General features: G+C 68.7%; 22 protein-coding genes. 12 read left to right on the top strand and 10 right to left on the bottom strand.

The genetic code is table 11. The features are described 5' to 3' along the window. The first annotated feature begins 8 nt into the window (after window positions 1-8). Window positions 9-773, top strand: a complete 765-nt coding sequence (locus ACFPJ1_RS12480; RefSeq protein ID WP_380103740.1) for an alpha/beta fold hydrolase — start codon at window positions 9-11, stop codon at window positions 771-773. A 45-nt stretch (window positions 774-818) separates the two neighbouring features. Here the strand turns inward: ACFPJ1_RS12480 and ACFPJ1_RS12475 are convergent, their stop codons facing one another. Further along, window positions 819-1514: an SH3 domain-containing protein gene (locus tag ACFPJ1_RS12475; RefSeq protein ID WP_380103739.1), complete on the bottom strand. Its 696-nt coding sequence runs from the start codon at window positions 1512-1514 to the stop codon at window positions 819-821. A gap of 158 nt (window positions 1515-1672) precedes the next feature. On the opposite strand from ACFPJ1_RS12475, the gene ACFPJ1_RS12470 reads away from it, so the two are divergent. Continuing rightward, a complete protein-coding gene (locus ACFPJ1_RS12470; RefSeq protein WP_380103738.1) occupies window positions 1673-2365 on the top strand; it encodes an NBR1-Ig-like domain-containing protein in 693 nt (230 codons plus the stop codon). 103 nt (window positions 2366-2468) lie between these two features. Next, window positions 2469-4325 carry an alpha/beta fold hydrolase gene (locus tag ACFPJ1_RS12465; protein WP_380103737.1) on the top strand — a complete coding sequence of 619 codons (1857 nt, stop codon included), beginning with the start codon at window positions 2469-2471 and terminating at the stop codon, window positions 4323-4325. Between the two features lie 28 nt (window positions 4326-4353). Here the strand turns inward: ACFPJ1_RS12465 and ACFPJ1_RS12460 are convergent, their stop codons facing one another. Beyond that, on the bottom strand, window positions 4354-4869 hold the full coding sequence (locus ACFPJ1_RS12460) for a GbsR/MarR family transcriptional regulator (RefSeq protein WP_380103736.1): 516 nt from the start codon (window positions 4867-4869) through the stop codon (window positions 4354-4356). Between the two features lie 97 nt (window positions 4870-4966). Between ACFPJ1_RS12460 and ACFPJ1_RS12455 the strand changes: the two genes are divergently transcribed. The 8 genes from ACFPJ1_RS12455 to ACFPJ1_RS12420 all read left to right on the top strand — a co-directional run bounded on the left by ACFPJ1_RS12455 (window position 4967) and on the right by ACFPJ1_RS12420 (window position 12595). After that, entirely contained in the window at window positions 4967-5881 is a 915-nt protein-coding gene (locus tag ACFPJ1_RS12455) for an ABC transporter ATP-binding protein (protein WP_380103735.1), read from the top strand. Next, window positions 5878-7476: an ABC transporter permease gene (locus ACFPJ1_RS12450; RefSeq protein WP_380103734.1), complete on the top strand. Its 1599-nt coding sequence runs from the start codon at window positions 5878-5880 to the stop codon at window positions 7474-7476. Before ACFPJ1_RS12455 ends, ACFPJ1_RS12450 begins: the two co-directional genes overlap by 4 nt. 114 nt (window positions 7477-7590) lie before the next feature. Beyond that, window positions 7591-7992 (top strand): TIGR03618 family F420-dependent PPOX class oxidoreductase, encoded by a 402-nt coding sequence (locus tag ACFPJ1_RS12445; protein ID WP_380103733.1) that lies wholly within the window; start codon window positions 7591-7593, stop codon window positions 7990-7992. Then, on the top strand, window positions 7985-9274 hold the full coding sequence (cbiE, locus tag ACFPJ1_RS12440) for a precorrin-6y C5,15-methyltransferase (decarboxylating) subunit CbiE (protein WP_380103732.1): 1290 nt from the start codon (window positions 7985-7987) through the stop codon (window positions 9272-9274). Before ACFPJ1_RS12445 ends, cbiE begins: the two co-directional genes overlap by 8 nt. Further along, window positions 9271-10011 (top strand): precorrin-4 C(11)-methyltransferase, encoded by a 741-nt coding sequence (gene cobM, locus ACFPJ1_RS12435; protein WP_380103731.1) that lies wholly within the window; start codon window positions 9271-9273, stop codon window positions 10009-10011. The genes cbiE and cobM overlap by 4 nt, the downstream gene beginning before the upstream one ends. A gap of 1 nt (window position 10012) precedes the next feature. After that, a complete protein-coding gene (locus ACFPJ1_RS12430) occupies window positions 10013-10744 on the top strand; it encodes a cobalt-precorrin-6A reductase (protein WP_380103730.1) in 732 nt (243 codons plus the stop codon). A 13-nt stretch (window positions 10745-10757) separates the two neighbouring features. After that, window positions 10758-11420, top strand: a complete 663-nt coding sequence (gene rpe, locus ACFPJ1_RS12425) for a ribulose-phosphate 3-epimerase (RefSeq protein ID WP_380103729.1) — start codon at window positions 10758-10760, stop codon at window positions 11418-11420. A gap of 383 nt (window positions 11421-11803) precedes the next feature. Beyond that, the gene (locus ACFPJ1_RS12420; protein WP_380103728.1) at window positions 11804-12595 is read left to right on the top strand and encodes an HAD-IIA family hydrolase; all 792 of its coding nucleotides are present in this window, start codon (window positions 11804-11806) and stop codon (window positions 12593-12595) included. A gap of 24 nt (window positions 12596-12619) precedes the next feature. Here ACFPJ1_RS12420 and ACFPJ1_RS12415 read toward each other — a convergent pair whose 3' ends face one another. The 5 genes from ACFPJ1_RS12415 to ACFPJ1_RS12395 form a co-directional block, all read right to left on the bottom strand. Further along, window positions 12620-13297 carry a polysaccharide deacetylase family protein gene (locus ACFPJ1_RS12415; protein ID WP_380103727.1) on the bottom strand — a complete coding sequence of 226 codons (678 nt, stop codon included), beginning with the start codon at window positions 13295-13297 and terminating at the stop codon, window positions 12620-12622. Window positions 13298-13498: 201 nt separating this feature from the next. Continuing rightward, window positions 13499-14266 (bottom strand): amino acid ABC transporter ATP-binding protein, encoded by a 768-nt coding sequence (locus ACFPJ1_RS12410; RefSeq protein ID WP_380103726.1) that lies wholly within the window; start codon window positions 14264-14266, stop codon window positions 13499-13501. After that, a complete protein-coding gene (locus tag ACFPJ1_RS12405) occupies window positions 14250-15002 on the bottom strand; it encodes an amino acid ABC transporter permease (RefSeq protein ID WP_380103725.1) in 753 nt (250 codons plus the stop codon). The genes ACFPJ1_RS12410 and ACFPJ1_RS12405 overlap by 17 nt, the downstream gene beginning before the upstream one ends. Beyond that, a complete protein-coding gene (locus tag ACFPJ1_RS12400; RefSeq protein WP_380103724.1) occupies window positions 15002-15874 on the bottom strand; it encodes a substrate-binding periplasmic protein in 873 nt (290 codons plus the stop codon). Before ACFPJ1_RS12400 ends, ACFPJ1_RS12405 begins: the two co-directional genes overlap by 1 nt. Window positions 15875-16111: 237 nt before the next feature. Next, window positions 16112-16633, bottom strand: a complete 522-nt coding sequence (locus ACFPJ1_RS12395; RefSeq protein ID WP_380103722.1) for a DNA-binding protein — start codon at window positions 16631-16633, stop codon at window positions 16112-16114. Between the two features lie 144 nt (window positions 16634-16777). Between ACFPJ1_RS12395 and ACFPJ1_RS12390 the strand changes: the two genes are divergently transcribed. Beyond that, window positions 16778-18847: a vWA domain-containing protein gene (locus ACFPJ1_RS12390; RefSeq protein ID WP_380103721.1), complete on the top strand. Its 2070-nt coding sequence runs from the start codon at window positions 16778-16780 to the stop codon at window positions 18845-18847. Between the two features lie 82 nt (window positions 18848-18929). Here ACFPJ1_RS12390 and ACFPJ1_RS12385 read toward each other — a convergent pair whose 3' ends face one another. The 3 genes from ACFPJ1_RS12385 to ACFPJ1_RS12375 form a co-directional block, all read right to left on the bottom strand. Beyond that, complete coding sequence (locus tag ACFPJ1_RS12385; RefSeq protein ID WP_380103720.1) at window positions 18930-20000, bottom strand: serine/threonine-protein kinase; 1071 nt, start codon at window positions 19998-20000, stop codon at window positions 18930-18932. 84 nt (window positions 20001-20084) lie between these two features. Continuing rightward, a complete protein-coding gene (locus ACFPJ1_RS12380; RefSeq protein ID WP_380103719.1) occupies window positions 20085-20831 on the bottom strand; it encodes a peptidylprolyl isomerase in 747 nt (248 codons plus the stop codon). Window positions 20832-21122: 291 nt separating this feature from the next. After that, window positions 21123-21473, bottom strand: coding sequence for a VOC family protein (locus tag ACFPJ1_RS12375; protein WP_380103718.1), 351 nt, complete (start codon window positions 21471-21473; stop codon window positions 21123-21125). Window positions 21474-21489: the final 16 nt, after the last annotated feature.

Genomic DNA, 21489 nt, shown 5'->3' with positions numbered 1-21489 from the left:
TCGGTCAGGTGATCAGCCTCGTCGATGACCTCCCGGTGTACTACGAGTCGTACGGCGAAGGTCGTCCGATCGTCTTCCTGCCCGGCTGGGGAAACGCCAACGGCGAAGGACGCGACGTCCACGAGCCGGTCTTTGACACGCACCCTCATTGGCGACGGATCTACGTCGACCCACCTGGCACCGGCAACAGCCCTTCGCACGACCGGATCAAGAACCAGGACGACATGCTGGGTGTTCTGACGCGGGTGGTCGACGACCTGGTCGGCGGTGAGCCCTTCGCGCTCGCAGGTACTTCGGCTGGTGGACTCCACGCCCGCGGCATCATCCACCGCGATCCCTCGCGCATCCTGGGTCTGCTCCTTCGAGTGCCCGGTGTCATCGTGGATCGCGACAAGCGCACGCTCCCGGAGTACTGGCCGATGCCTGAAGGGTTTGACGAGGCGCATCGGGACAAGCAGGAGAGGTACTACCTGCCGGCTGAGGAACAGGCCGATCTCGACTTCCTCGGCGCGATCCAGCGCAACGGCTATGCCCTGAGCGTCGAGCCGTCCGCGCGGTTGGAGGCCCCGACCCTGATCGTCACCGGTCGGCAGGACGCCATCACGGGCTACGCCGATGCGTGGCCGCTGCTCGACGACTACCCGCGCGCCACGTACGTAGTACTGGATCGGGCCAACCATGACCTGCCGATCCAGAACGAAGCTCTCTATCGAGCGTTGGTGTCCGACTGGCTCGACCGGATGGAAGAGCTGGCGAAGCACCCGGGCGCTTGAGGGGCGGTCGCACCCGGGTGCTCCAGTACCAAGGGCTGATGGGGATCAGAAGTTCGGCCAGGCCCAGCCGAGGTAGCTGGAGAAGTAGGGGAGTTTGGCCAGGCCGATCTTGCCGCCGACGCTGGTAGCCCAGAAGTAGCCGTCGCCCCGGGCTACTCCGACGTGCCCGTACGGCGCGGCGAGGTCCCAGAAGACGAGGGCTCCCTTGGGTGGGTTGAGGTCACCGCGGTGGGCGACCCCGCGGGCCACGGCGTCGTTCCAGTCCGCCTTGGCCGAGGGCCAGATGGCGGTCTTGCCGTACGAGTTCTCGGCCGCCATCTCGCAGTAGCCCTGGAACGCGGTGGACCCGTTGCGGGCGGCGTACCAGGCGATGGCCTTGTCGGCCCGCGGGTTGGAGGTGCAGAGCGGCGCGACCAGGCCGCTGCTGCCGGTGTTGACGTAGGAGTCGGAGATGTAGCCCTTGCCGGGCACGTGGTCCCAGATCAGGCTGCGGCCGTACTTGCCGGTGACGGGCTCGCCGTAGATCTGGCAGTCGATCTCGACGGGGCCGTTCGGCTGGGTGCCGACGGCGCTGAAACTGGTCGCGTTGCCGGAGCGAATGGTCACTCCGGCTCCGCTGTCGGTAACGACGGTGCCGGTGGCGGCGTGCGCGGGCAGAGCCGCGCCGCCGGCCACGGCGAGGCCGCCGAGCAGGGTGGTGGCGGTGAGTCTGGCGACGGTACGGAGGAGGGCGGTCCGCATGATGACTGTTCCTTTTCGCTCGGAGAGGGGCGGGTCCTTGGCGATCTGGCACTACTCGCCAGAGAATCAGAGGGTCATCGTGTTGTCGCAGTGGGCAACGAAAGCGAGTAACGATCAGCAGGTAGTCTCTGTGAACGAGTAACGCCGGGGAGTCCACCGTGAGGCCAGCACAAGCGCGGTACGTGATCGGCTGCCGGATGCGGGAGTTACGCGAGGCCGCGGGGGTGCCGTTGACCCGCGCGGCCGCCCTGTCCGGCTGGGACAAGGGCCACCTCTCCCGGGTCGAACGCGGGCACACGAAGCCCAGCCGTGAACTGATCGAGTGGTACGACGACTCCTTCGGCGCGGGCAGTGCCCTGGTCAACCAGGTGGTGGAGCTCGACGCGGCCGTGCGAGCGGGCAAGGACATGTCGATGCGGGACCTGCGTCGGAGGGATCCGGTGCATCACCCCGTCCTGCTGGGCGGGTCCGTGCCGGCCGACCACCATCCGGAGGACCGGGCCGAGCTCGCGGGGGAGACCGTGCCCGACGGGACCCAGGTGTGCCGGGACCAGGAGTTCGAGAAGACCTGGGAGCTCCGCAACAGCGGCGAACGCCCCTGGCGCGGCCGATGGCTGACCCGGCAGGGCGCGGCCGGTGCCCCCGGCTGGTTGCGATCCCCGGCTCGCGCGAGGATTCCGGACGCCGTACCAGGTGACGTGGTAACGGTGCGGATGAGGCTGCAGGCGCCGTCCCAGGTAGGGGCCTCGACCGCCTATTTCAAGATCACCGACGACGCCGGGCGGCTCTATTACCCGGGGCTGGAGTCCCCGCCGGTCTACTGCACCATCTTCACCGTTTACGAGTTGTAGTCGCGGGTTTGCCCTTGACGTCGGCCTGAGACCTGGAACCCGATCCTTCCGGCGTCATAGGTTGCAGCATCCTGTCCGCCTGTAATGACACAGGGGTTGCACTGTGAAGAAACCTCGCATGCTCGCGATGGCAGCCGCCCTCGCCTTGGTAGTTCCCTTGCTGGCCACCACCACGGCCTCGGCGGCCGCTCCGAAGGATCCGCCGACGCCCTCGATCCCGCAGCGGTACCTCGACCAGCCGATCACGTGGTCGGTCTGCTCGTTCGATGCCGCGGTCAGGCGGCTCTACCCGCAGGCGCCCACCACCAACTGCGCCAAGGTCAACGTGCCGATGGACTGGGCCAACCCGGACGCGCACCCGGACGTCCAGGTCGCCATCGCCTACAGCCAGGCCACCGGCACCTCCAAGGGCCTGATGACCACGAACCCCGGTGGCCCGGGTGGCGCCGGTCTCTCGCTCTCGGCCGCATTAGCCGCGGACAAGCCGCAGCTGTTCAGCGATTTCGACCTGGTGGGCTTCGACCCGCGCGGTTTCGGCGCCAGCACCCCGCTGCAGTGCATCACCACCGCAGAGGCGCTCAATGCGCTGCCGGTGACGCCGGACTACAAGGAGCGCACCAAGCTGACCCACAAGGTCGAGGTGGCCGAGGCCAAGCTGCAGGCCGACGCCTGCGCCGCGACCGAGTTCGGCCAGTTCGTCAGCAGCCAGCAGACCGTGTACGACATGGACTTCCTCCGGGCCCTCTTCAAGGCCCGTCAGCTGAACTTCATCGGCTACAGCTACGGCACCTGGCTCGGCGGCTGGTACGCCGACACCTACCCGTCGAAGGTCGGCCGGTTCGTGCTCGACTCGAACATGGACTGGACCCACACCCAGTGGGACAACGTGAACTTCGACCCGTTCTCCGGCCAGCGCCGGCGCGACACCCAGTTGTTCCCGTGGATCGCCCGGCACGCCGACCAGATCACCGGCCTGGGCAAGACGCCGGCGCAGGTGACCGCGAAGTACAACGGGATCCGCGCGTCGCTGACCACGCTGGTCAAGGCCGGCGAGAGCTCGGTCCGCGGTGACAACCTGGACGGTTTGATCTACAGCGCGATCTACGGCAACACCCGGTTCATCCGGGCGACGCTCGACATCCTGGTGCACGACGAGTTCACCAAGGACCCGTCGGACTCGGGCGAGGTCGAGCTCGCGCACGTCGACCGGGCCTGGGCGCGGCTCGCCCCGAACCTGCAGGCGTACGACACCCTGGCCGCGCTCCGCGCCCGGTACGGCGTCTCGGCGGCTGCCTCTCCGGCGACCGTTGCCGCGGCGCAGGTGGACTCGCTGAAGGACGTGATGGCGGATGCCCGGGCCGAGGCGGCCACGGCCACCTCGGGTGACCAGCCGGTCAACCTCGGCGCGATTGGTACCACGGTCCGCTGCAACGACACCGCCTGGAACAAGGACCCGAACTTCTACCTGAAGGAAGCCGACCGGATGGCCAAGAAGTACAGCTTCTTCGGCTACATGAACGGCGTCCCGATGTGTGCGTTCTGGAACTACGCCCCGCAGGACCGGAAGCTGGACCTGAAGGGATCGCCGCGGATGCTGATCATCCAGGGCGAGCTCGACCCGGCCACGGCGTACGAGGGATCGCTGCGCACCCACAACGACTCCAAGCAGGCCACCCGGTTCGTCGCGATCGACGACGAGGGCCAGCACGGCCAGTACGTCGGCTCGGCGTCGTCGTGCGCCGAGGCGATCGGGGACAAGTTCGTCTTCACCGGCGAACTGCCCGGCAAGGACCAGGTCTGCGGGACCACGCCGCTGCCGGAGGAGCTGTCGGTCTACCCGGTCAAGGGCCCGGTGGACGGCAAGGCGGTACCGCTGCCGAAGTCCAAGGCGGGCAGCGCCAGGACGAACCCGCTGCTCCAGCAGGCGCTGGACACGGTCGCGGCCACCTCGCTGCGTTAGCAGTACTGCTCGGACAGCCGGGGGGCCACTAGGCGCCCCGGCTGTCCTCCTCGTCCAGCCGGGCGTCGATCTCAGCTTTGCGCTTGATCCAGCGCTCACTCAGGCCCTCGACCTCTTCCTTGATGAACTCGATGAAGCCGATCGTGGCCCGGATCCGGCGGTCCGACGCAGTACCGGCGCCGGTGACCTGCAGCATCTGCTGAAGGATGTCCTCCCAGCGGGACAGACCCCGGTCCTGACTCATCATGGACTCGTGCCAGAAGTCCTCCTGCACCACGTAGACGTCGCGCCGGCTGCCCGGTTCGCGTTCCCGGGTGGCCAGCCGTAGCTGCATCAGGTAGTTGACCGCGCCGGAGATGGCGGCCGGGCTGGCCTTCAGCCGCTCGGAGAGTTCGGCGGCGGTCAGACGGCCCTCCTCGCTGGCCAGGATGGCGGCGAAGGCACGGGCGGACATCCGCGGCCAGCCGGTCTCGGCCAGCACGTTCCCGAACTGCTCGGCATATCGCTGGACCGCCTCGTCGTCTCGTTGTCGGGGTGCGCTCACCGCCCCATCATCTCCTCTGTGTCAGTGAAAAACCTGCGCTGTGAGAATTGTGTTAGCAAGATTCACAATCTTCTGAATGAAGTGTACGTTATGAATCATGACATCAGCCATCGTGGTCTCTGGACTGCACAAGTCGTACGGCAGTACGCACGCCCTCGACGGTCTCGACCTGGAGGTCGCGACCGGTGAGGTGCACGGATTCCTTGGTCCGAACGGCTCCGGGAAGTCCACCACCATCCGGGTTCTGCTCGGGCTGCTGAAGGGCGACGCAGGAGAAGCGACGCTGCTCGGCGGCGACCCGTGGCGGGATGCGGCCAAGCTGCACCGCCGGCTGGCCTATGTCCCCGGTGACGTGAACCTTTGGCCGAACCTGACCGGCGGCGAGGTGATCGACCTGCTCGGCCGGCTCCGCGGCGGGCTGGACCCGAAGAAGCGGGACGACCTGCTGCGGCGCTTCGACCTCGACCCGACGAAGAAGGGCCGCACCTACTCCAAGGGCAACCGGCAGAAGGTCGCCCTGGTCGCGGCGCTCGCCTCCGACGTGGAACTGCTGATCCTGGACGAGCCCACCTCCGGCCTGGACCCGCTGATGGAGGAGGTGTTCCGGCAGTGCATCGAGGATGAGCGGCATCGCGATCGCACCGTGCTGCTGTCGAGCCACATCCTGTCCGAGGTCGAGGCCCTCTGCGACCGGATCAGCATCATCCGCCGTGGCAAGGTGGTCGAGACCGGGACCCTGGCCGACCTGCGGCACCTGACCCGGACGTCGATCCAGGCCGAACTTGCCGGTTCGCCGAACGGTATCGCCGACCTGCCGGGTGTCCACAGCCTCGACGTCGAAGGCAACCGGGTGCGGTGCGAGGTCGACACGGCCCAGCTGGACGCGCTGATGAAGCAACTGGCCGCCAGCGGCATCAAGAGCCTGGTGGCGCAGCCCCCGACGCTCGAGGAACTGTTCCTGCGGCACTACGAGGACGACACCGTCGCCGAGCCTGCGGTGGCGACCCGATGAAAGACTTCGCCGGTACTGCGACCCTGGTGCGGCTGGCGTTGCGCCGCGACCGGATCATGCTGCCCGTCTGGATCGTGGTGTTCGTCTCGCTGGCGGCGGGCTCCGCGAAGGCGTCGATCGACCTCTACCCGGACGTGGCGTCTCGGGTGGAGGCCGCCAACACCTCGAACGCTTCACCCGCGCTGGTCTCCCTCTATGGCCGGATCTTCGATCCCACCTCGCTCGGTGAGGTGTCGCTGTTCAAGCTGACCTCCTTCGGTGCGCTGCTGGTGGCTCTGCTCGCCGCGATCGTGGTGGTCCGCCACACCCGTGGTGAAGAGGAGTCCGGACGGCTGGAACTGCTCAGCGCCGGTGTGCTCGGCCGCTATGCCTCCCTGACCGCCGCGCTGATCGTGTCCGCCGGCACGGTGATCGTGATGGGCCTGCTGACCGCGTTGAGCCTGATCGGGACAGGCCTGCCGGCCTCCGGATCCTTCGCCTTCGGTCTGACGTGGGCTGTGGCCGGTCTCACTTTCGCCGGCGTGGGCGCGGTGACCGCCCAGCTCACCGAGGGCGCCCGGACCGCGAACGGCCTGACCGCCGTCGTACTCGGTGTGTCCTATGTACTGCGGGCGCTGGGTGACTCCGCGTCCGACGGCGGCTCGCGCTGGATCTCTTGGTTGTCGCCGATCGGGTGGGCCCAGCAGATCCGCCCGTTCGCCGGGGACCGCTGGTTCGTAGCGCTGCTTCCTCTTGCGCTGATGGTGGTTCTCGTTGCCGCGGCCTTCGCGTTGGTGCGGCGGCGGGATGTCGGCGCCGGTCTCGTGCGACCGCGTCCGGGTCCTGCCACCGCCGCACCCTCGCTTCGCTCGCCGCTCGCGCTGGCCTGGCGGCTGCAGCGGGGATCCCTGTATGCCTGGGGATTCGCGTTCTTGCTGCTCGGCTTCATCGTGGGCAACATCGCCAGCAACGTCGACGGGTTCGTCAGCAGCGACAGCGCCAAGGAACTGGTGGAGAAGCTCGGCGGCGTGAACGGCATCACCGACGCGTTCCTCTCGGCGGAGATGGGGGTACTCGGCCTGCTCGCCTCCGCCTTCGGCATCCAGGCGGCTCTACGGCTCCGCTCCGAGGAGACCGCGCTGCGAGCCGAACCTCTGCTGGCGACAGGTGTCACGCGAGCCCAGTGGCTGGCGAGTCACGTGCTGATCGCGCTCCTCGGTACTGCGGCCCTAGTCCTCATCGGCGGGCTCGGCTCGGGCATCTCGAGCGGCGCGTCGCTCGGCAATATGGGTCGGCAGGTGCCGCGGATGCTGGCGGCGGCCGCCGTGCAACTGCCCGCGATCTGGCTCGTCACGGCGCTTGTGGTCGCCCTCTTCGGGTTCGCCCCGAAGCTGGTCACCGGCGCTTGGGTCCTGTTCGGCGCGTTCCTCCTGATCGGCCAGTTCGGCCCGATCTTCGACCTGCCGCAGGGCCTGATGAACGTCTCGCCGTACGCCCACACCCCGCGCCTCCCCGGCGGCGATTTTTCGGCGGGTCCGGTGATCTGGCTGTCCGCGATCGCCGCGGTGCTGCTGGCCACCGGCTTCACCACCTTCCGCCGGCGGGACATCGGCTGAACCAACCTGACGGTCGCCGGTCTGAGGGGTCCGGCGTCGAGGTGGTGGCCTAGGCAGACCACCCAGCGACCCGCCCGGCACCTCACCGGGCGGGTCGCTGACTACGATCGTCGGGTGCAGCAGCCTCTGAAGGACCGGTCCGGGGAGTTCGTCCAGTTCTGGACCGAGCGGCACCTGTGCCTGCTCAGCACCGTGCGGAAGGACGGCTCGGTGCACGTCGTCATGGTCGGGGCGACGGTGGACTTCGAGGCGGGGGTCGCGCGGGTGATCTGCTCGGGGACCTCACACAAGGCCCGGCAGATCCGCGATGCCGGGGCCGAGGGTGCGGCGGTCGCCGTCAGCCAGACCGAGGGCCCGAAGTGGTCCACGCTGGAGGGCCGCGCCGTGGTGAGCGACGACCCGGATCGAGTCGCGGACGCAGTACGCCGGTACGCCGAGCGCTACCGCCAGCCGCGGGTGAACCCCGAGCGCGTTGTCATCGAGATCACCGTCACCAAGGTGCTCGGCAATGCCTGAATCCCCAGACGGCTTCCCGGGCGCCGGATCGCAGGCCGAGACTCCTGGCTCCAGTGCTCGCACGCACGGCAACTTCGACGAGGCCGCTGAGGTGCTGACGGTGGTGGGCCTCGGTGCTGATGGGTGGGACGGGTTGGCGCCGGCGGCTCGGGCTGTTGTCGAGTCCGCTGAGGTCTTGATGGGGAGCGCCCGGCAGCTTGCACTGGTACCCGAGGTGAATGCCGAACGGGTGGCCTGGCCGTCTCCGTTGTCGGAGTCGTTGCCGGGGTTGCTCGCCACCCATCGGGGTCAGCAGATCTGCGTGCTCGCGAGCGGTGACCCGACCTTCCACGGGATCGGAACCACGTTGACGCGGTTGCTCGGGGCTCATGCCGTGCGGGTGATTCCGCACCCGTCGAGCGTGTCGCTGGCGTGTGCGCGGCTCGGGTGGCCGCAGGACCAGGTCGCGGTGATCAGCCTGGTCGGGCATCCCCTCGAACTCGTCCATCCGCACATCCAGCCGGGTCGGCGACTCGTAGTACTGAGTTGGGGTGCTCACACGCCTTCCAAGGTCGCTGGGCTGCTGACGGCTCGGGGGTATGGCGCGAGCGAGTTCACCGTGCTCGAGCAACTCGGGTCGGCGCAGCAGCGGGTGCGGAGTACTCGGGCTGACGAGTGGGACCACGAGGTCGACGCGCTGAACGTGATCGGCGTGGTCTGCAAGGCCGATGCGGGCGCGCCTTTGCTGCCGACCTCGCCCGGGTTGCCCGATTCGGCGTACGAGAGCGACGGTCAGCTGACCAAGCGCGAAGTACGGGCGGTGACGCTGTCGAGGTTGGCGCCGGTGCCCGGGCAGTTGCTGTGGGACGTCGGTGGTGGAGCGGGCAGCATCGCGATCGAATGGTTGCGGCATCACCCCAGTTGCCGCGCGGTCGCGATCGAGCGCGACCCGGATCGCGCCAGGCGCCTCGACCGGAACGCGGCCACGCTCGGCGTCTCGGTCCGCACGGTCGTCGGCGCTGCGCCGGGAGAGCTCGCCGGCCTGGAAGCGCCGGATGCGGTGTTCGTCGGCGGCGGAGCGACCATCCCGGGCGTGATCGAGACCTGCTGGGAAGCGCTCAAGCCGAGCGGACGGCTGGTCGTCAACGGCGTGACGCTGGAGACCGAGGCTCTGATCGCCCGCTGGTACGCCGAGCTCGGCGGCGATCTGGTCCGGCTGTCGGTGCAGCGCGCGTCGCCCGTCGGCGGTATGACCGGGTGGCGCCCAGCGATGCCCGTGACGATCTGGAGCGTGACCAAATGACCGTCCACTTCATCGGCGCGGGACCCGGCGCGGCCGACCTCATCACCGTCCGCGGCCGCGACCTGATCGCCGCCTCTCCGGTCTGCCTGTACGCCGGGGCGCTGGTGCCGGTGGAGCTCCTCGAGCACTGCCCGCCGGATGCTCGCAAGGTCGACACCGCCCGGCTTGATCTGGACGAGATCCTGGCTGAACTGGTGAAGGCGACCGAGGCCGGGCTGGACGTCGCGCGGCTGCATTCAGGCGACCCGGCGGTGTTCAGCGCGATGGCTGAGCAGATGCGCCGCCTGGATGCGCTGGAGATCCCCTACGACGTGACGCCCGGAGTACCGGCTTTTGCTGCCGCGGCGGCCTCGCTCAAGCGGGAGTTGACCGTGCCGGAGGTCGGGCAGACGGTGATCCTGACGCGCATCGCGGCGCAGGCGACCGCGATGCCGCCGGGGGAGGACCTGGCGACGCTGGGCGCAAGCCGCGGCACGATCGTCCTGCACCTGGCGGTCCAGCACATCGAACGGCTGGTCGACGAGCTCACCCCGAACTACGGCGCCGACTGTCCCGTGGCGGTAGTGGCTCGCGCCAGCCGTGACGACGAGGTGATCCTGCGCGGCACACTGGCCGACATCGCGGCCCAGGTCCGCGAGGCCGGCATCCTCCGGACCGCAGTAGTCATCGTCGGCAAGGTGCTAGCCGCCGAGAACTTCCGCGACAGCCACCTGTACTCCACAACCCGCTCCAGGTGACATGAAGGTCCTGCTGCTCGGCGGTACTGCGGAGGCTCGGCAGGTGGCCGCGTTGCTGGTCGCCGAGCCGGGTGTCGAGGTGGTGTCGTCGCTTGCCGGGCGCACGCTCGAGGCGCGGCTGCCGGAGGGTGCTGTGCGGCAGGGCGGCTTCGGTGGCGTCCCTGGGCTGGTGGACTGGTTGCGAGCGGAATCGGTGGACGCGGTGGTCGATGCGACTCACCCGTTCGCCGCCACGATGACCGCTCACGCTGTAGCGGCTACTGCTTCTATCGGCCTTCCACTGCTCGTACTGCGGCGCCCGGGATGGCGTGAGAAGCCAGGTGATCGTTGGGTGTGGGTGGACTCGGCTGCGGAGGCAGCGGCTGTACTGCGTTCCCTTGGCGCTCGGGCCTTCCTGACGATCGGGAGGCAGGGGCTGGGGGCGTTCGCCGACGCAGGGGTGTGGATGCTCGCGCGCTGTGTGGATGCACCGACGCCACGGCCCGCCTGGTGCGAGTTGATCCTCGACCGCGGGCCGTACGAGTTGGCTGGTGAGTTGGACCTGCTGCGGCGGCACCGGATCGACGTACTGGTGACCAAGGACAGTGGTGGCGACCTGACCGCAGCGAAGCTCGAAGCCGCGCGGAAGGTCGGGATCCCGGTCGTGGTGATCAGGCGGCCGCTCTTACCGGACGGCGTTCGCACGGTGGCGTCGGCCGACCAGGTCGTCGGGTGGCTGCGGGACCATCGGTAGAATCCGGGGCCTTATGGGAATCCAGATCGCACCCAGCATCCTGTCCGCCGATTTCGCCAGGCTGGCCGAGGACGCGGCCGCGGTCTCGAACGCCGACTGGCTGCACGTCGACGTGATGGACAACCACTTCGTGCCGAACCTGACGCTCGGCCTGCCAGTGGTCGAGTCGCTCGCCAAGGCCGCCGCCCAGCCGCTCGACTGCCACCTGATGATCGAGGATCCGGACCGCTGGGCCCCCGGGTACGTCGAGGCCGGCGCGAGCAGTGTCACCTTCCACATCGAGGCCTGCCGCGCTCCGATCCGCACCGCCCGCGAGATCCGCGCCAAGGGTGCCCGCGCCGCGATGGCGCTCAAGCCGGCCACCCCGATCGAGCCCTACGAGGACATCCTGTCCGAGCTCGACATGGTGCTGATCATGACGGTCGAGCCGGGCTTCGGCGGCCAGAAGTTCCTCGACGTCTGCGTCCCCAAGATCCGCCGCACCCGCGACCTGGTCGCCAAGCACGGCCTCGACATCTGGATCGAGATCGACGGCGGCATCTCCGCCGACACCATCGAGCAGTGCGCCGAAGCTGGCGCCAACGTCTTCGTCGCCGGCTCCGCCGTCTACAAGGCCGACAACCCCAACACCATGGTCGAAACCCTCCGAACCCTAGCCACCAACGCCAGCAAATAACCCCCACACCTCCTCTGGCCCGCACTCCCGCCGCCGCGCTCGCGCCCCGCGCCACTCCCGCCCGCGCCATACCTGCTCGCGCCGCCCCCGCCCCTCGTCCCGCCGCTCCGGCCGACCCCTCGTCCCGCCGCTCCGGCCGTCCCAGCCCCGCCGCCCCGCTCGCGCCCCCGCCACTCCCGCTCGCCCCGACCCCACTCCTCCCGCCGCTCCTGCTAGCTCCTTGACTGAGTCTTCGCTCAGTCGTGGATTGTGGGGGTGGGCAATCGTTTGCCGGGGGCCCTGATCCACGAATGAGTGCTCGCTCAGCCGGAAACGGGTTGCGTGGGAGCGGGGTGGGGGGTCTGACAAGATCTAGGGGACTGGCCGGCGATGGAGGGTGTGGGATGAGCGAGCACAAGCGGGTCGAGAGCTGGCTGACGGATATGGATGGCGTGCTGGTGCACGAGGAGCGGGCTATTCCCGGGGCCAGTGAGTTCATCGGGATCTTGCAGAAGTCGGGCAAGAAGTTCCTGGTGCTGACGAACAACTCGATCTTCACGCCGCGGGACCTGCGGGCCCGGTTGCTTGCCGGGGGCATCGATGTGCCGGAGCAGGCGATCTGGACCTCCGCGCTGGCCACCGCGCAGTTCCTGGACGACCAGCGGCCCGGCGGTACGGCGTACGTGATCGGCGAGGCGGGCCTGACCACGGCGCTGCACGAGGTCGGGTACGTGCTGACCGAGCGCGACCCGGACTACGTGGTGCTGGGGGAGACCCGGACGTACTCGTTCGAGGCGATCACCAAGGCGATCCGGCTGATCTCGGCCGGCGCGCGATTCCTGGCGACGAACCCGGACCCGACCGGCCCGTCCGCCGAGGGACCGCTGCCGGCCACCGGATCCGTGGCGGCGCTGATCACCCGCGCCACCGGCGTCGCGCCGTACTTCGTCGGCAAGCCGAACCCGCTGATGATGCGCAGCGCGCTGAACCAGATCGAGGCGCACTCCGAGACCAGCGTGATGATCGGCGACCGGATGGACACCGACATCATCAGCGGCCTCGAGGCGGGCCTGCGCACGGTGCTGGTGCTCTCGGGCTCCACCGGCGAGCACGAGGTCGAGCGCTTCCCCTACCGTCCGACCCGCATCGTCGAGTCCATCGCCGACGTCGTCCCCCTGATCACCACGCTGTCCTGATCACCACGAGTTCGTGACAAGCGGCTAACGGCACCAGGTGGCGGCGAAGCCGTAGCCCTTCGCCTTCAAGGCTTTGAGGATCGTCGGCAACGCGGCGACGGTCTGGCTGCGGTTGCCGCCGCCGTCGTGCATCAGGACTGTCGAGCCGTCCTTCACTCCGGCGAGCACCCGCTTCACGATCACCGACGTACCGGGGCGCTCCCAGTCGTGCGAGTCGACGGTCCACAGGCGGATCACCTTGTCGAGGCTGTCGGTGCGTTGGAGCACTACCTTGTTCACCCCGCCGTACGGAGGTCGCAGGCAGCGCGGGGTGTATCCGGTCTGGGCGCGGATCGCCTGGTCGGTCCTCGCCACCTGGTTCTTGAGGCTCGCCGAGGAGAGTTTGCGCAGGTCCGCGTGGGACCAGGTGTGGTTCTGCACACTGTGGCCCTGCTCGTGGATCTGCTTGGTCAGGTCCGGGTGCTTCACCACGTTCTGGCCGACCTCGAAGAAGGTGGCCTTGGCGTCGTACGACTTGAGGATCTCGAGGATCTGCGGGGTGTACTTCGCGTCAGGTCCGTCATCGAAGGTGAGCAGCACGTACTTCGTCGGTGCCGCCGCCGGGGGTGCGGCACGCGCCGGGCTGACCGCGGTCTGAGGGGTGCAGGACACGGAGATCCCCAGCAGCGCGATCAGGCCGAGAATGGTCGTGGCGACCGTCAAGCGGACGGTAGGCCGGGTGTTTGGGCGGACGGGCCGGCGGCCCAGGGCAGGCGAACGACGAACCATGCGTCCCCCCGGACGTAGGTGACCTCACTACCTCCTACCATCCGCCGCGAGGTACGCCGAAGGCCAGACAGCGCGCCGCTGTCGCGTCAACAACTTCGGATACCGGACACGCCCGGTAACCGAAGCTCCCTAGGACTACAGCACCTGGGAGAGGAACTGCTGGAGCCGCGGGGATTCGGCGGCGGTGAAGAGCTTGTCCGGAGCGCCGGCCTCGACCACTACGCCGCGATCCATGAAGGCGACCTGGTCGGCGACCTGCCGGGCGAAGCCCATCTCGTGGGTGACCACGATCATCGTCATCCCGGCGGAGGCGAGATCGGCCATCAGGCTGAGCACTCCCTTCACCAGTTCTGGGTCCAGCGCCGAGGTGGCTTCGTCGAACAGCATCACCTCGGGCTTCATCGCCAGTGCCCGGGCGATCGCGACCCGTTGCTGCTGCCCCCCGGAAAGGTTGCCCGGTCGCGCGGACTCCTTCTCGCGGAGTCCGACCAGCTCGAGCTGGATCCGGGCCGCCTCGACCGCACGCTCGGGAGTGAGCTTCTTGATCTTGCGCAGCGGCAGCGTGATGTTCTCGAGCACGGTCTTGTGCGGGAACAGGTTGAAGTGCTGGAACACCATCCCGATCCGCCGGCGCAGCTCGTCCGGGTTGCTTCGCAGTACCGACTCGCCCCCGAGCCGGACGTCACCCGCGTCGGGTTCGAGGAGCCGGTTGGTGGCGCGGAGCAACGTCGACTTGCCGGACCCCGACGGCCCGATCACGCAGGCCGTCCGCCCGGCCGGTACGACGAGGTCCACGCCCCGCAGTACTTTGTTGGCGCCGAAGGCGAGCTCGATCCCGGACAGCTCCAGGCTGGCCGCCCGGAAGGTGGTGTCGGCGGGCGCGGTGTCAGCGATGGTCGGCATGGACGAGCTCCTCGACCTCGAGTTCGGCGGTGGGACGGCCCTCGCGGAGCCGGTTGTCGAAGTGGTTGACCAGGTGCGTGAGCGGCACCGTGATGATCAGGTAGAAGATGCCGGCCAGCAGCAACGGCGAGAGGTTGCCGTTCGTCGCCGCCGCGTCCTGGCCGATCCGGAACAGCTCCCGCTGGCTGGCGAGCAGTCCGAGGAAGTAGACCAGGCTCGAATCCTTCACCAGTGCGATGAACTGGTTCACCAGCGCCGGCAGGACCCGGCGTACGCCCTGCGGGATGACGACCAGCCACATGCCGGAGGTATAGGTGAAGCCCAGTGCCCGTGCGGCCTCCAGTTGGCCCTTCTCCACGCTCTGGATGCCGGAGCGGAAGATCTCGCCGATATAGGCGGCCGCGATCAGGGACAGGGCGAGAATGCCCAGCGGGTACGGGTTCGGGCCCCACCAGTGCCGGGTGATCGGTGACAGGCCCTGTCCGATCAGCAGGATCGTCAGGATCGCCGGCAGGCCGCGGAAGATGTCGGTGTAGACCTTCGCCGGCCAGCGCAGCCAACGGCGACGGGACAGCCCTATCACCGCCACGATCAGGCCGAGCACAGTGCCCAGCACGACCGAGGCGGCGGCGAGGATGAGGGTGTTGACCAGTCCTACCTTGAGCATCTCCGGCAGGACCGCCTTCATCGACTCCCAGTCGAGAAAAGTGTCCGAGAGGGTGGACCAGATGTCCATCAGCCAGCCGCGGGAGTGCCCGGCGCCGCCGGGGTGGTGAACTTCACGGAGCCGCTACCGGGCTTGAAGTTCGCCGGTACTGCGCGGCCCGGGTAGTACTGCTCGACCAGCTTGGTCCAGGTGCCGTCAACGATCACCTCGTCGAGAGCCTTGTTCACGGCCTCGCGGAGCTTGTCGTTGCTCTTGGCCACGGCGAAGGCCATCGGCGCGTCGCTGAGCTCCTTGGCGGCCAGGATCACCGTGCCGCCGCCCTGCTCCTTGGCCATCTTCTCGCCGATCTCGGCGGGCGAGACCCACGCGTCCGCGGTACCGGCCTTGAGCTGGCCGAGCGCGGCGTTGTAGTTCGGCACCCGCACCGGGTCGAGGTTCTTCTGGGTGGCGTAGTCGTCCTGCACAGTGCCCTGCACCACGACGACCCGCTTGCCGTTGAGCTGGTCGAACGAGCTGATACCGGTGGTCTTGGTGGTGTTCAGGCCGAGGTAGCCGAAGTCGTAGCCGTTGCTGAACGCAACGGTCTTCTTGCGCGCCTCGGTGACCGTGATGGAGGAGCTGCCGAGGTCGTACTGACCGCCGTTCACCTGTGAGAGCAGGGCGGAGAAGTCGGTGCCGACGAACTCCGGCTTGAGGTTCAGCTTCGCCGCGACCGCGGTGATCAGGTCGTTGTCGAAGCCGGTGAACTTGCCGTCCTTGACGTAGACGTTCGGAGGCGCGTCGGTGAGCGTGCCGATCCGCAGGGTGCCGGACTGCATCAGGCCCAGGTCGGGTCCCGAGGCAGCGGACTTGTCGTCGCTGCCGCAGGCCGCGAGCGCGACGGCCAGGGTGACGGCCGTACCGAGAGCGGCGAACCGGCGGAAGGCGCTGATGGCGCGCACAGGTGTCTCCTTCAGAACAGGGGATGTCGGGGCGGTGGGGTTGACCCACCCGACGACGCTAACGCCGTCGCTCGGCGGCCCATTCCGCCTTCACGCGGGATGAGACGAGAACGCAATGTCCACTCTGGGCGTGGTATATAGGTGCCCGAATGCCCTTGTGTGCTTCAGGTCACGGCCGGATCAGTGCCGGATCAGTGCCGGATCAGGGGCCGGGTATGGCCTCGGTCACGCACCGGATCAGTGGTGGCGTTCGTAGTGTGCCACGGCGTCGTCGGTCCGTCCCGCACCGTAGGCGAGCAGCAGCTCGGCCAGACCGGGGGACTCGGCAACGATCAGGTCCGCGGCCCGCTGGATCTCGTCCGCCGACGCGACCGAGCGGAACAGATCCTGGATCTCCCGGACCACGGCCCGCGCGGCCGGCCGGGGAATGCTTGCCGTCGGCACCGACTTGGTGAAGGCGCCGGTGCTGCCGCGGATCTCGTCGAGCTCGGCGGCGATCTGGAGATCCTCCAGGCCCTCCTCGACCACCCGGGCGACCAGTTCGTCGAGCGAGTGCAGGCGCTGCACGACCGCGGGGTTGCCGATCTTCACCCGCTGCGCGCTCATCAACTGCGACAGCATCGGCGCGGACAGGCCGATCGCCTCCGCCAGCCGGGCCTGGGTCAGCCCGAGAGTGCCGCCGATCCGCCGCATCAGCACGCCCAGCGGCTCGCCGTACAGCTCGGTCTGCTGCTGCAGGTTGTGCTCGGTCTGATCCACGGTTGCCACCCTCCTGTGGCAGGCTCCCCCTCGGCGCCCGCTCGATCATCTTCGCAGGTGCGAACCGCAAATTCCAGTTCCGAACCTGCTTGACATTCGCGATAGCAAACTGCAAAGGTTGCGATAGCGAATCCACTGGAGGAAATGATGATCCGAACACAGGGGTACCGCCGCCCCGCGGCCCTGACGCTGCTTGCCGCCGTGCTGCTGGCCGGCCTGTCGATCGGGCCCGCGCAGGCCGATCCCGAGCCGGGGGACGACAGCAAGCTGGTGATGGTGCTGGACTCGTCCGGATCGATGAAGGAACCGGCCGGTGACGGCCAGACCAAGATCGTCGCCGCCCGCACTGCGCTCACCCGCGTGGTGAACAAGCTGCCGGAGAACGCCCAGGTCGGTCTCCGGGTCTACGGCGCGACCGTGTTCAAGCGGAGCCAACCGGGCGCCTGCACGGACACCCAGTTGACCGTGCCGATCGGCACCGGCAACCGCCCGCAGTTGCTGTCCGCGATCTCGAAGTACAAGCCGTTCGGCGAGACTCCGATCGGATATTCGTTGCAGCAGGCCGCCAAGGATCTCGGCCCGAGCGGCCAGCGCACGATTGTGCTGGTCTCCGACGGAGAGGCGACCTGTGCCCCCGAGCCGTGTGTGGTCGCCCGCGCGATCGCCAAGCAGGGCATCGACCTGAAGATCGACGTGGTCGGATTCCGCGTCGGTGCCAAGGCCCGCAGCCAGTTGCAGTGCGTTGCCCGGGAGGGCCGCGGCGACTACTACGACGCCGACTCCACGATCGACCTAGAGGCAGGCCTGGACCGGCTGTCCACCCGCGCCTTCCGCCCGTTCCGCCTCTCCGGTACTCCGGTCGAGGGCGGCCCGCAGCAGGAAGGTGCCCCGGTGCTTGCCCCGGGCCTCTACTCCGACAAGTTCGGCGCCGAAAAGGTCGCGAAGTACTACCTGATCAAGCGGACGATCGCCGGCTCGACCCTGCGGGCCGGTGTCAGCTTCCGGAATCCTGCCGGTGGTAGCGATGTGGTCGAGTCCAAGACCCAGCTCTCGACGATCGAGGGCGACGACTGTGGCTGGAGCTATCCGCACAACTACGGCAGTGACGAGGGGCTCGCGACCGGGGTGGCTTCGAGCTGGAAGGAGACGCAGGACGAATGCGCCACGGCGGACCAGCTCGTGCTGACCGTGTCCCATGGCGACAAGCAACTGGTGGCCACACCGTTCGAGCTGCGGATCGACGAAGAGCCGCCGGTCAGCACCACGACCGGTCTGCCCGACGAGGCCGAGGAGCCGATCTGGAAGTCGATGCCAGGGTCGACGCCTCGCGAGATCGTGCCTGGCTCGAGCTTCCCTGATGCGCCGCTGCTGAGCCCGGGCAGCTACAGGACGACGCTGATGCCTGGCGAGGTCCAGCTCTATAAGGTGAAGGTCGACTGGGGCCAGCGACTGCAGGCCCAGGTCAGCGTCCCGCAGCTGGGGGCGGCCCTGGACAAGGCCTTCGACGGCATTCGCTACCTCGACGTCAATCTGATCTCGCCGACCGGTGACGAGGTGTTCGCGACCTTCGCGAAGGGCACGCCCGGCGGCGCGTACAAGAAGGTCGCACTGACCAGCAGGGGCACGGTCCATGGCGTCGTCAGCAAGGAGATCCGCTACCTCAACCGCACCGGCGCCAACAGCTACAACACGGGGACGTCACAGCCTGGTGAGTACTACGTGCTGGTCACCCTCACCAAGAAGGCGGAGCAGCCGCAGCCCTTCGCCATGCCGATGACGCTGACCGTCGGACTGCAGGGAACCGCCGGCGAGGGCAAGCCGGAGTACGTCAACGGCGCGATGCCGGTCTCGGGTGACTCGGTGACCCCGAGTGCGACTCCTACCGACGAGCCGTCCGACGAGCCTTCGGCGGACAAGACCGAGGCGGGTGGCCCGGTCCAGGACAACGGCAGCAGTTCCTCTGATGGCGGCACCCCCCTCGGTCTGATCGCCGGTCTTGGCGGTGGAGGCATCCTCCTGGCCCTGCTCGGCGCCTGGGCGATCCTCCGCCTTCGGAACAAGCCGGCCATGGCCACAGCTCACCCCGCCTCATACCCTCAGGCGGGTCCGTACCCGCCGCAGCAGCAGCCCGGCTGGCAGCAGCACGGCAACCAGCCCAACCACCCGAACCAGGGGCCGCCCCAGAACCCGCACCAGGGTCCAGCCCCACGCTGAGTCCACCCGGTCCGCAGTACAGCTGACGGACTGAGTAAGAGCCCGGATCGCCTTGAGCGGTCCGGGCTCTGCTGTTGTCGGGTCAGCGCAGGAAGAGCCAGGTGGCGGCGGCGAGGAGGGCGACGGCGCCCGTGAGGCTGCCGACTGCGGTCCAGAGGAGGGGCTTGCTCCGGCTGGGGCTGTCGTTGGTTGCGGTCGCCAAGGCGGTGGATGAGGCGGCCAGTGGCTGTGGGGACAACGGCCGCGATGGAGGTGATGACGGCTGCGATGGGCGTGGTTGCGAGAGGGCGGAGGCTTTGGGAGCTGGACCGGTGGGCGTCCAGGTGGATGGGAGGGGCGGGAGTTGGTCGAAGACCTCGGGGGGATCGGGATGGTGCGCCCAGGGGGTCAAGCCCGCTGGTGGGAGGAGGGAGGTCTGGGCGAGCAGGCGTCCGGCTTCGGCGGCGGAGGCCGGGCGGGCTGTGGGAGAGGCGGCGGTGAGGGTGTGGATGAGCTCCCACAGCGCACCCTCGCCGGTGGAGAGGGTGCCGTTGAGGTCAGGGCGTACTCCGGTGAGGAGTTCCGCAGCCACGGCACCAACTGTGTAGAGGTCCTGGCGGGGGTCGGGGTCGGCGCCGGCGAGTTGTTCGGGGGCGATGTAACCGGGGGTGCCGAGGACCATGCTGTGACGCGTCATGCGTGGTTCGTCGAGCAGACCGGCGACGCCGAAGTCGGACAGGCGGAGGTGCGGACGCGCGGTACCAGTGGCGTCGAGCAACAGGTTGGCCGGCTTGAGGTCGCGGTGCACGATGCCGGCGGCGTGTACCGCGGACAGTCCATGCAGGACCTGGTCGAGCAGGACCGCGACGTACGACTCGGGCAGGGGACCGTGGTCGCCGAGCAGGGTGGCGACGGAGCCGCCGCGTACGAGGTCCATCGCGAACACGACCTTGTCGTCGTCCGCGGCCCACCCGTGCGGCGCGACCACGTGCGGATGGTCGATCCGCAGCGACTGCTCCCGCACGAACCGCAGCAGCGTGGCCGCGTCGTGCTGCCCGAGGACCTTGGCGGCGACGTACGCCTTCCGCCTCAGATCCCAGGCGCGCCAGACCGAGCCCATGCCACCGGTGCCGACCAGGTCGATCAGCTGGTACCGCCCCGCAAACGCCTCCACCGCCCAGAAACTACCGTCCCCCGGTCCCATCACGAGAAACCGCCTGTACCCCGTGCAGCGGAGTACAGGCGGTTCTCTGGGCCACTAGTGGCCCAGGGCGCGGGCGATGAGGATGTTGGTGGTGCGCTTCGGGCTGCCGTCCACGGGGGCCGGGTCTTCAGCGGTCGGGACGATGCCGGCGGCGGCCACGCGGTCGAGGACCTTGAGGCCGAGGCGGTCCACACTGCCGAAGACGGCGTAGTCGGGACGAAGACGGGAGTCGCCGAAGACCAGGAAGAACTGGCTGCCGTTGGTGTCCGGGCCGGCGTTGGCCATCGCCAGGGTGCCGCGCGCGTAGACCTTGCTCGTGCCGGTCGGGTCGGTCGGCCAGTTCGGCAGATCGGTCGGCAGTTCGTCCTTGTACGAGTAGCCCGGGCCGCGTTCGCCCGTACCGGTCGGGTCACCGCACTGCAGCACCTTCAGCGTCGGGTAGAGCGTCAGCCGGTGGCAGGTGGTGAAGTCGTAGAAGCGGCTCTTCGCCAGGTGCAGGAAGCTCTGCACCGTGCAGGGCGCCTTCGCCCGGTCCAGCGACAGCAGCATCGGTCCCTGGTTGGTGGCGACCATGACCTTCACGATGCCCTTGCTCGGCGTCGGGGTCGGGTCGGGCGGCAGCGAGACCGGGCGCGGCGACGGGTCGTCCGGCGTCGCGGTGTACCCGCACGGCCCGTTGGTGGTGGCCGACGACACCACCGTCGACGTCTCCACGGTCGGCTGGGCGAGCGCGGTACCGGTCGTCGCGAGCAGGCCTGCGACGGTCAGCGCCGCGCAGGCGATGACGCTAGTGGCTCTCATGGTTCTCCTTCTGGGGCGTTCGGGATCAGCCGGTGGCCAGCGTGAAGATCCGCAGGTCACGGTTCTTCGGCAGCGTCACGCTAACGGGTGTCTTGCCCGCCGGGAAGGTGAACGGCGCGGTCGCGAAGATATGCGTCGCCACCGCGTCCCTGCCGCCGCCTGCTTCGTTCCGGTACGGCGTGGTCGCCTTGACGAGGTTGCCGAAGCGGACGGTGTCGCCACCCCCGCCGAGCGTCCAGTCACTGAAGGACAGGTCGACCTCGCCAGTGGGCGACGGTTGAGGTCAGGGCGTCAGAGGTCGTACGCCGTCTGGTGCCGCGGCTGGTAGAGCCCGAGCTCGCCGCCGCCCGGGAGACGGATCGACGTGAGGATGCCCCACCCCTGATCCTCGGGCGAGCGGACGAACTCGACGCCACGCGAGGTCAGGTCGGCGACGGTCTGCTCGAGGTCGTCGCACATCAGGAACAGCTCGTGCGCCTCCCGCTCACCCACCGGATGCACCGCAACTTCAGCCGGTGGGAGCTTGAAGGTCAGCCAGCCGCGGCCGGCGTCGACGTGCGGATAGCCCAGCACGTCGCGGAAGAACGCCCGGTCCGCCTCGGCATCCCGGCTGTAGATGATGACGTGCGCTCCGTTGATCATCCACCGACTGTAACGG

This window comes from Kribbella qitaiheensis, assembly GCF_042657745.1.
GTDB classification, from domain to species: domain Bacteria; phylum Actinomycetota; class Actinomycetes; order Propionibacteriales; family Kribbellaceae; genus Kribbella; species Kribbella qitaiheensis.
This window is presented reverse-complemented; position numbering and strand designations above follow the sequence as displayed.

Coding starts and splice junctions, on each gene's coding strand:
- ACFPJ1_RS12475 (WP_380103739.1), bottom strand. CDS start 1,514: ATGCGGACCGCCCTCCTCCGTACCGTCGCCAGACTCACCGCCACCACC.
- ACFPJ1_RS12455 (WP_380103735.1), top strand. CDS start 4,967: ATGACATCAGCCATCGTGGTCTCTGGACTGCACAAGTCGTACGGCAGT.
- ACFPJ1_RS12450 (WP_380103734.1), top strand. CDS start 5,878: ATGAAAGACTTCGCCGGTACTGCGACCCTGGTGCGGCTGGCGTTGCGC.
- cbiE (WP_380103732.1), top strand. CDS start 7,985: ATGCCTGAATCCCCAGACGGCTTCCCGGGCGCCGGATCGCAGGCCGAG.
- cobM (WP_380103731.1), top strand. CDS start 9,271: ATGACCGTCCACTTCATCGGCGCGGGACCCGGCGCGGCCGACCTCATC.
- ACFPJ1_RS12430 (WP_380103730.1), top strand. CDS start 10,013: ATGAAGGTCCTGCTGCTCGGCGGTACTGCGGAGGCTCGGCAGGTGGCC.
- rpe (WP_380103729.1), top strand. CDS start 10,758: ATGGGAATCCAGATCGCACCCAGCATCCTGTCCGCCGATTTCGCCAGG.
- ACFPJ1_RS12420 (WP_380103728.1), top strand. CDS start 11,804: ATGAGCGAGCACAAGCGGGTCGAGAGCTGGCTGACGGATATGGATGGC.
- ACFPJ1_RS12410 (WP_380103726.1), bottom strand. CDS start 14,266: ATGCCGACCATCGCTGACACCGCGCCCGCCGACACCACCTTCCGGGCG.
- ACFPJ1_RS12405 (WP_380103725.1), bottom strand. CDS start 15,002: ATGGACATCTGGTCCACCCTCTCGGACACTTTTCTCGACTGGGAGTCG.
- ACFPJ1_RS12390 (WP_380103721.1), top strand. CDS start 16,778: ATGATGATCCGAACACAGGGGTACCGCCGCCCCGCGGCCCTGACGCTG.
- ACFPJ1_RS12380 (WP_380103719.1), bottom strand. CDS start 20,831: ATGAGAGCCACTAGCGTCATCGCCTGCGCGGCGCTGACCGTCGCAGGC.
- ACFPJ1_RS12375 (WP_380103718.1), bottom strand. CDS start 21,473: ATGATCAACGGAGCGCACGTCATCATCTACAGCCGGGATGCCGAGGCG.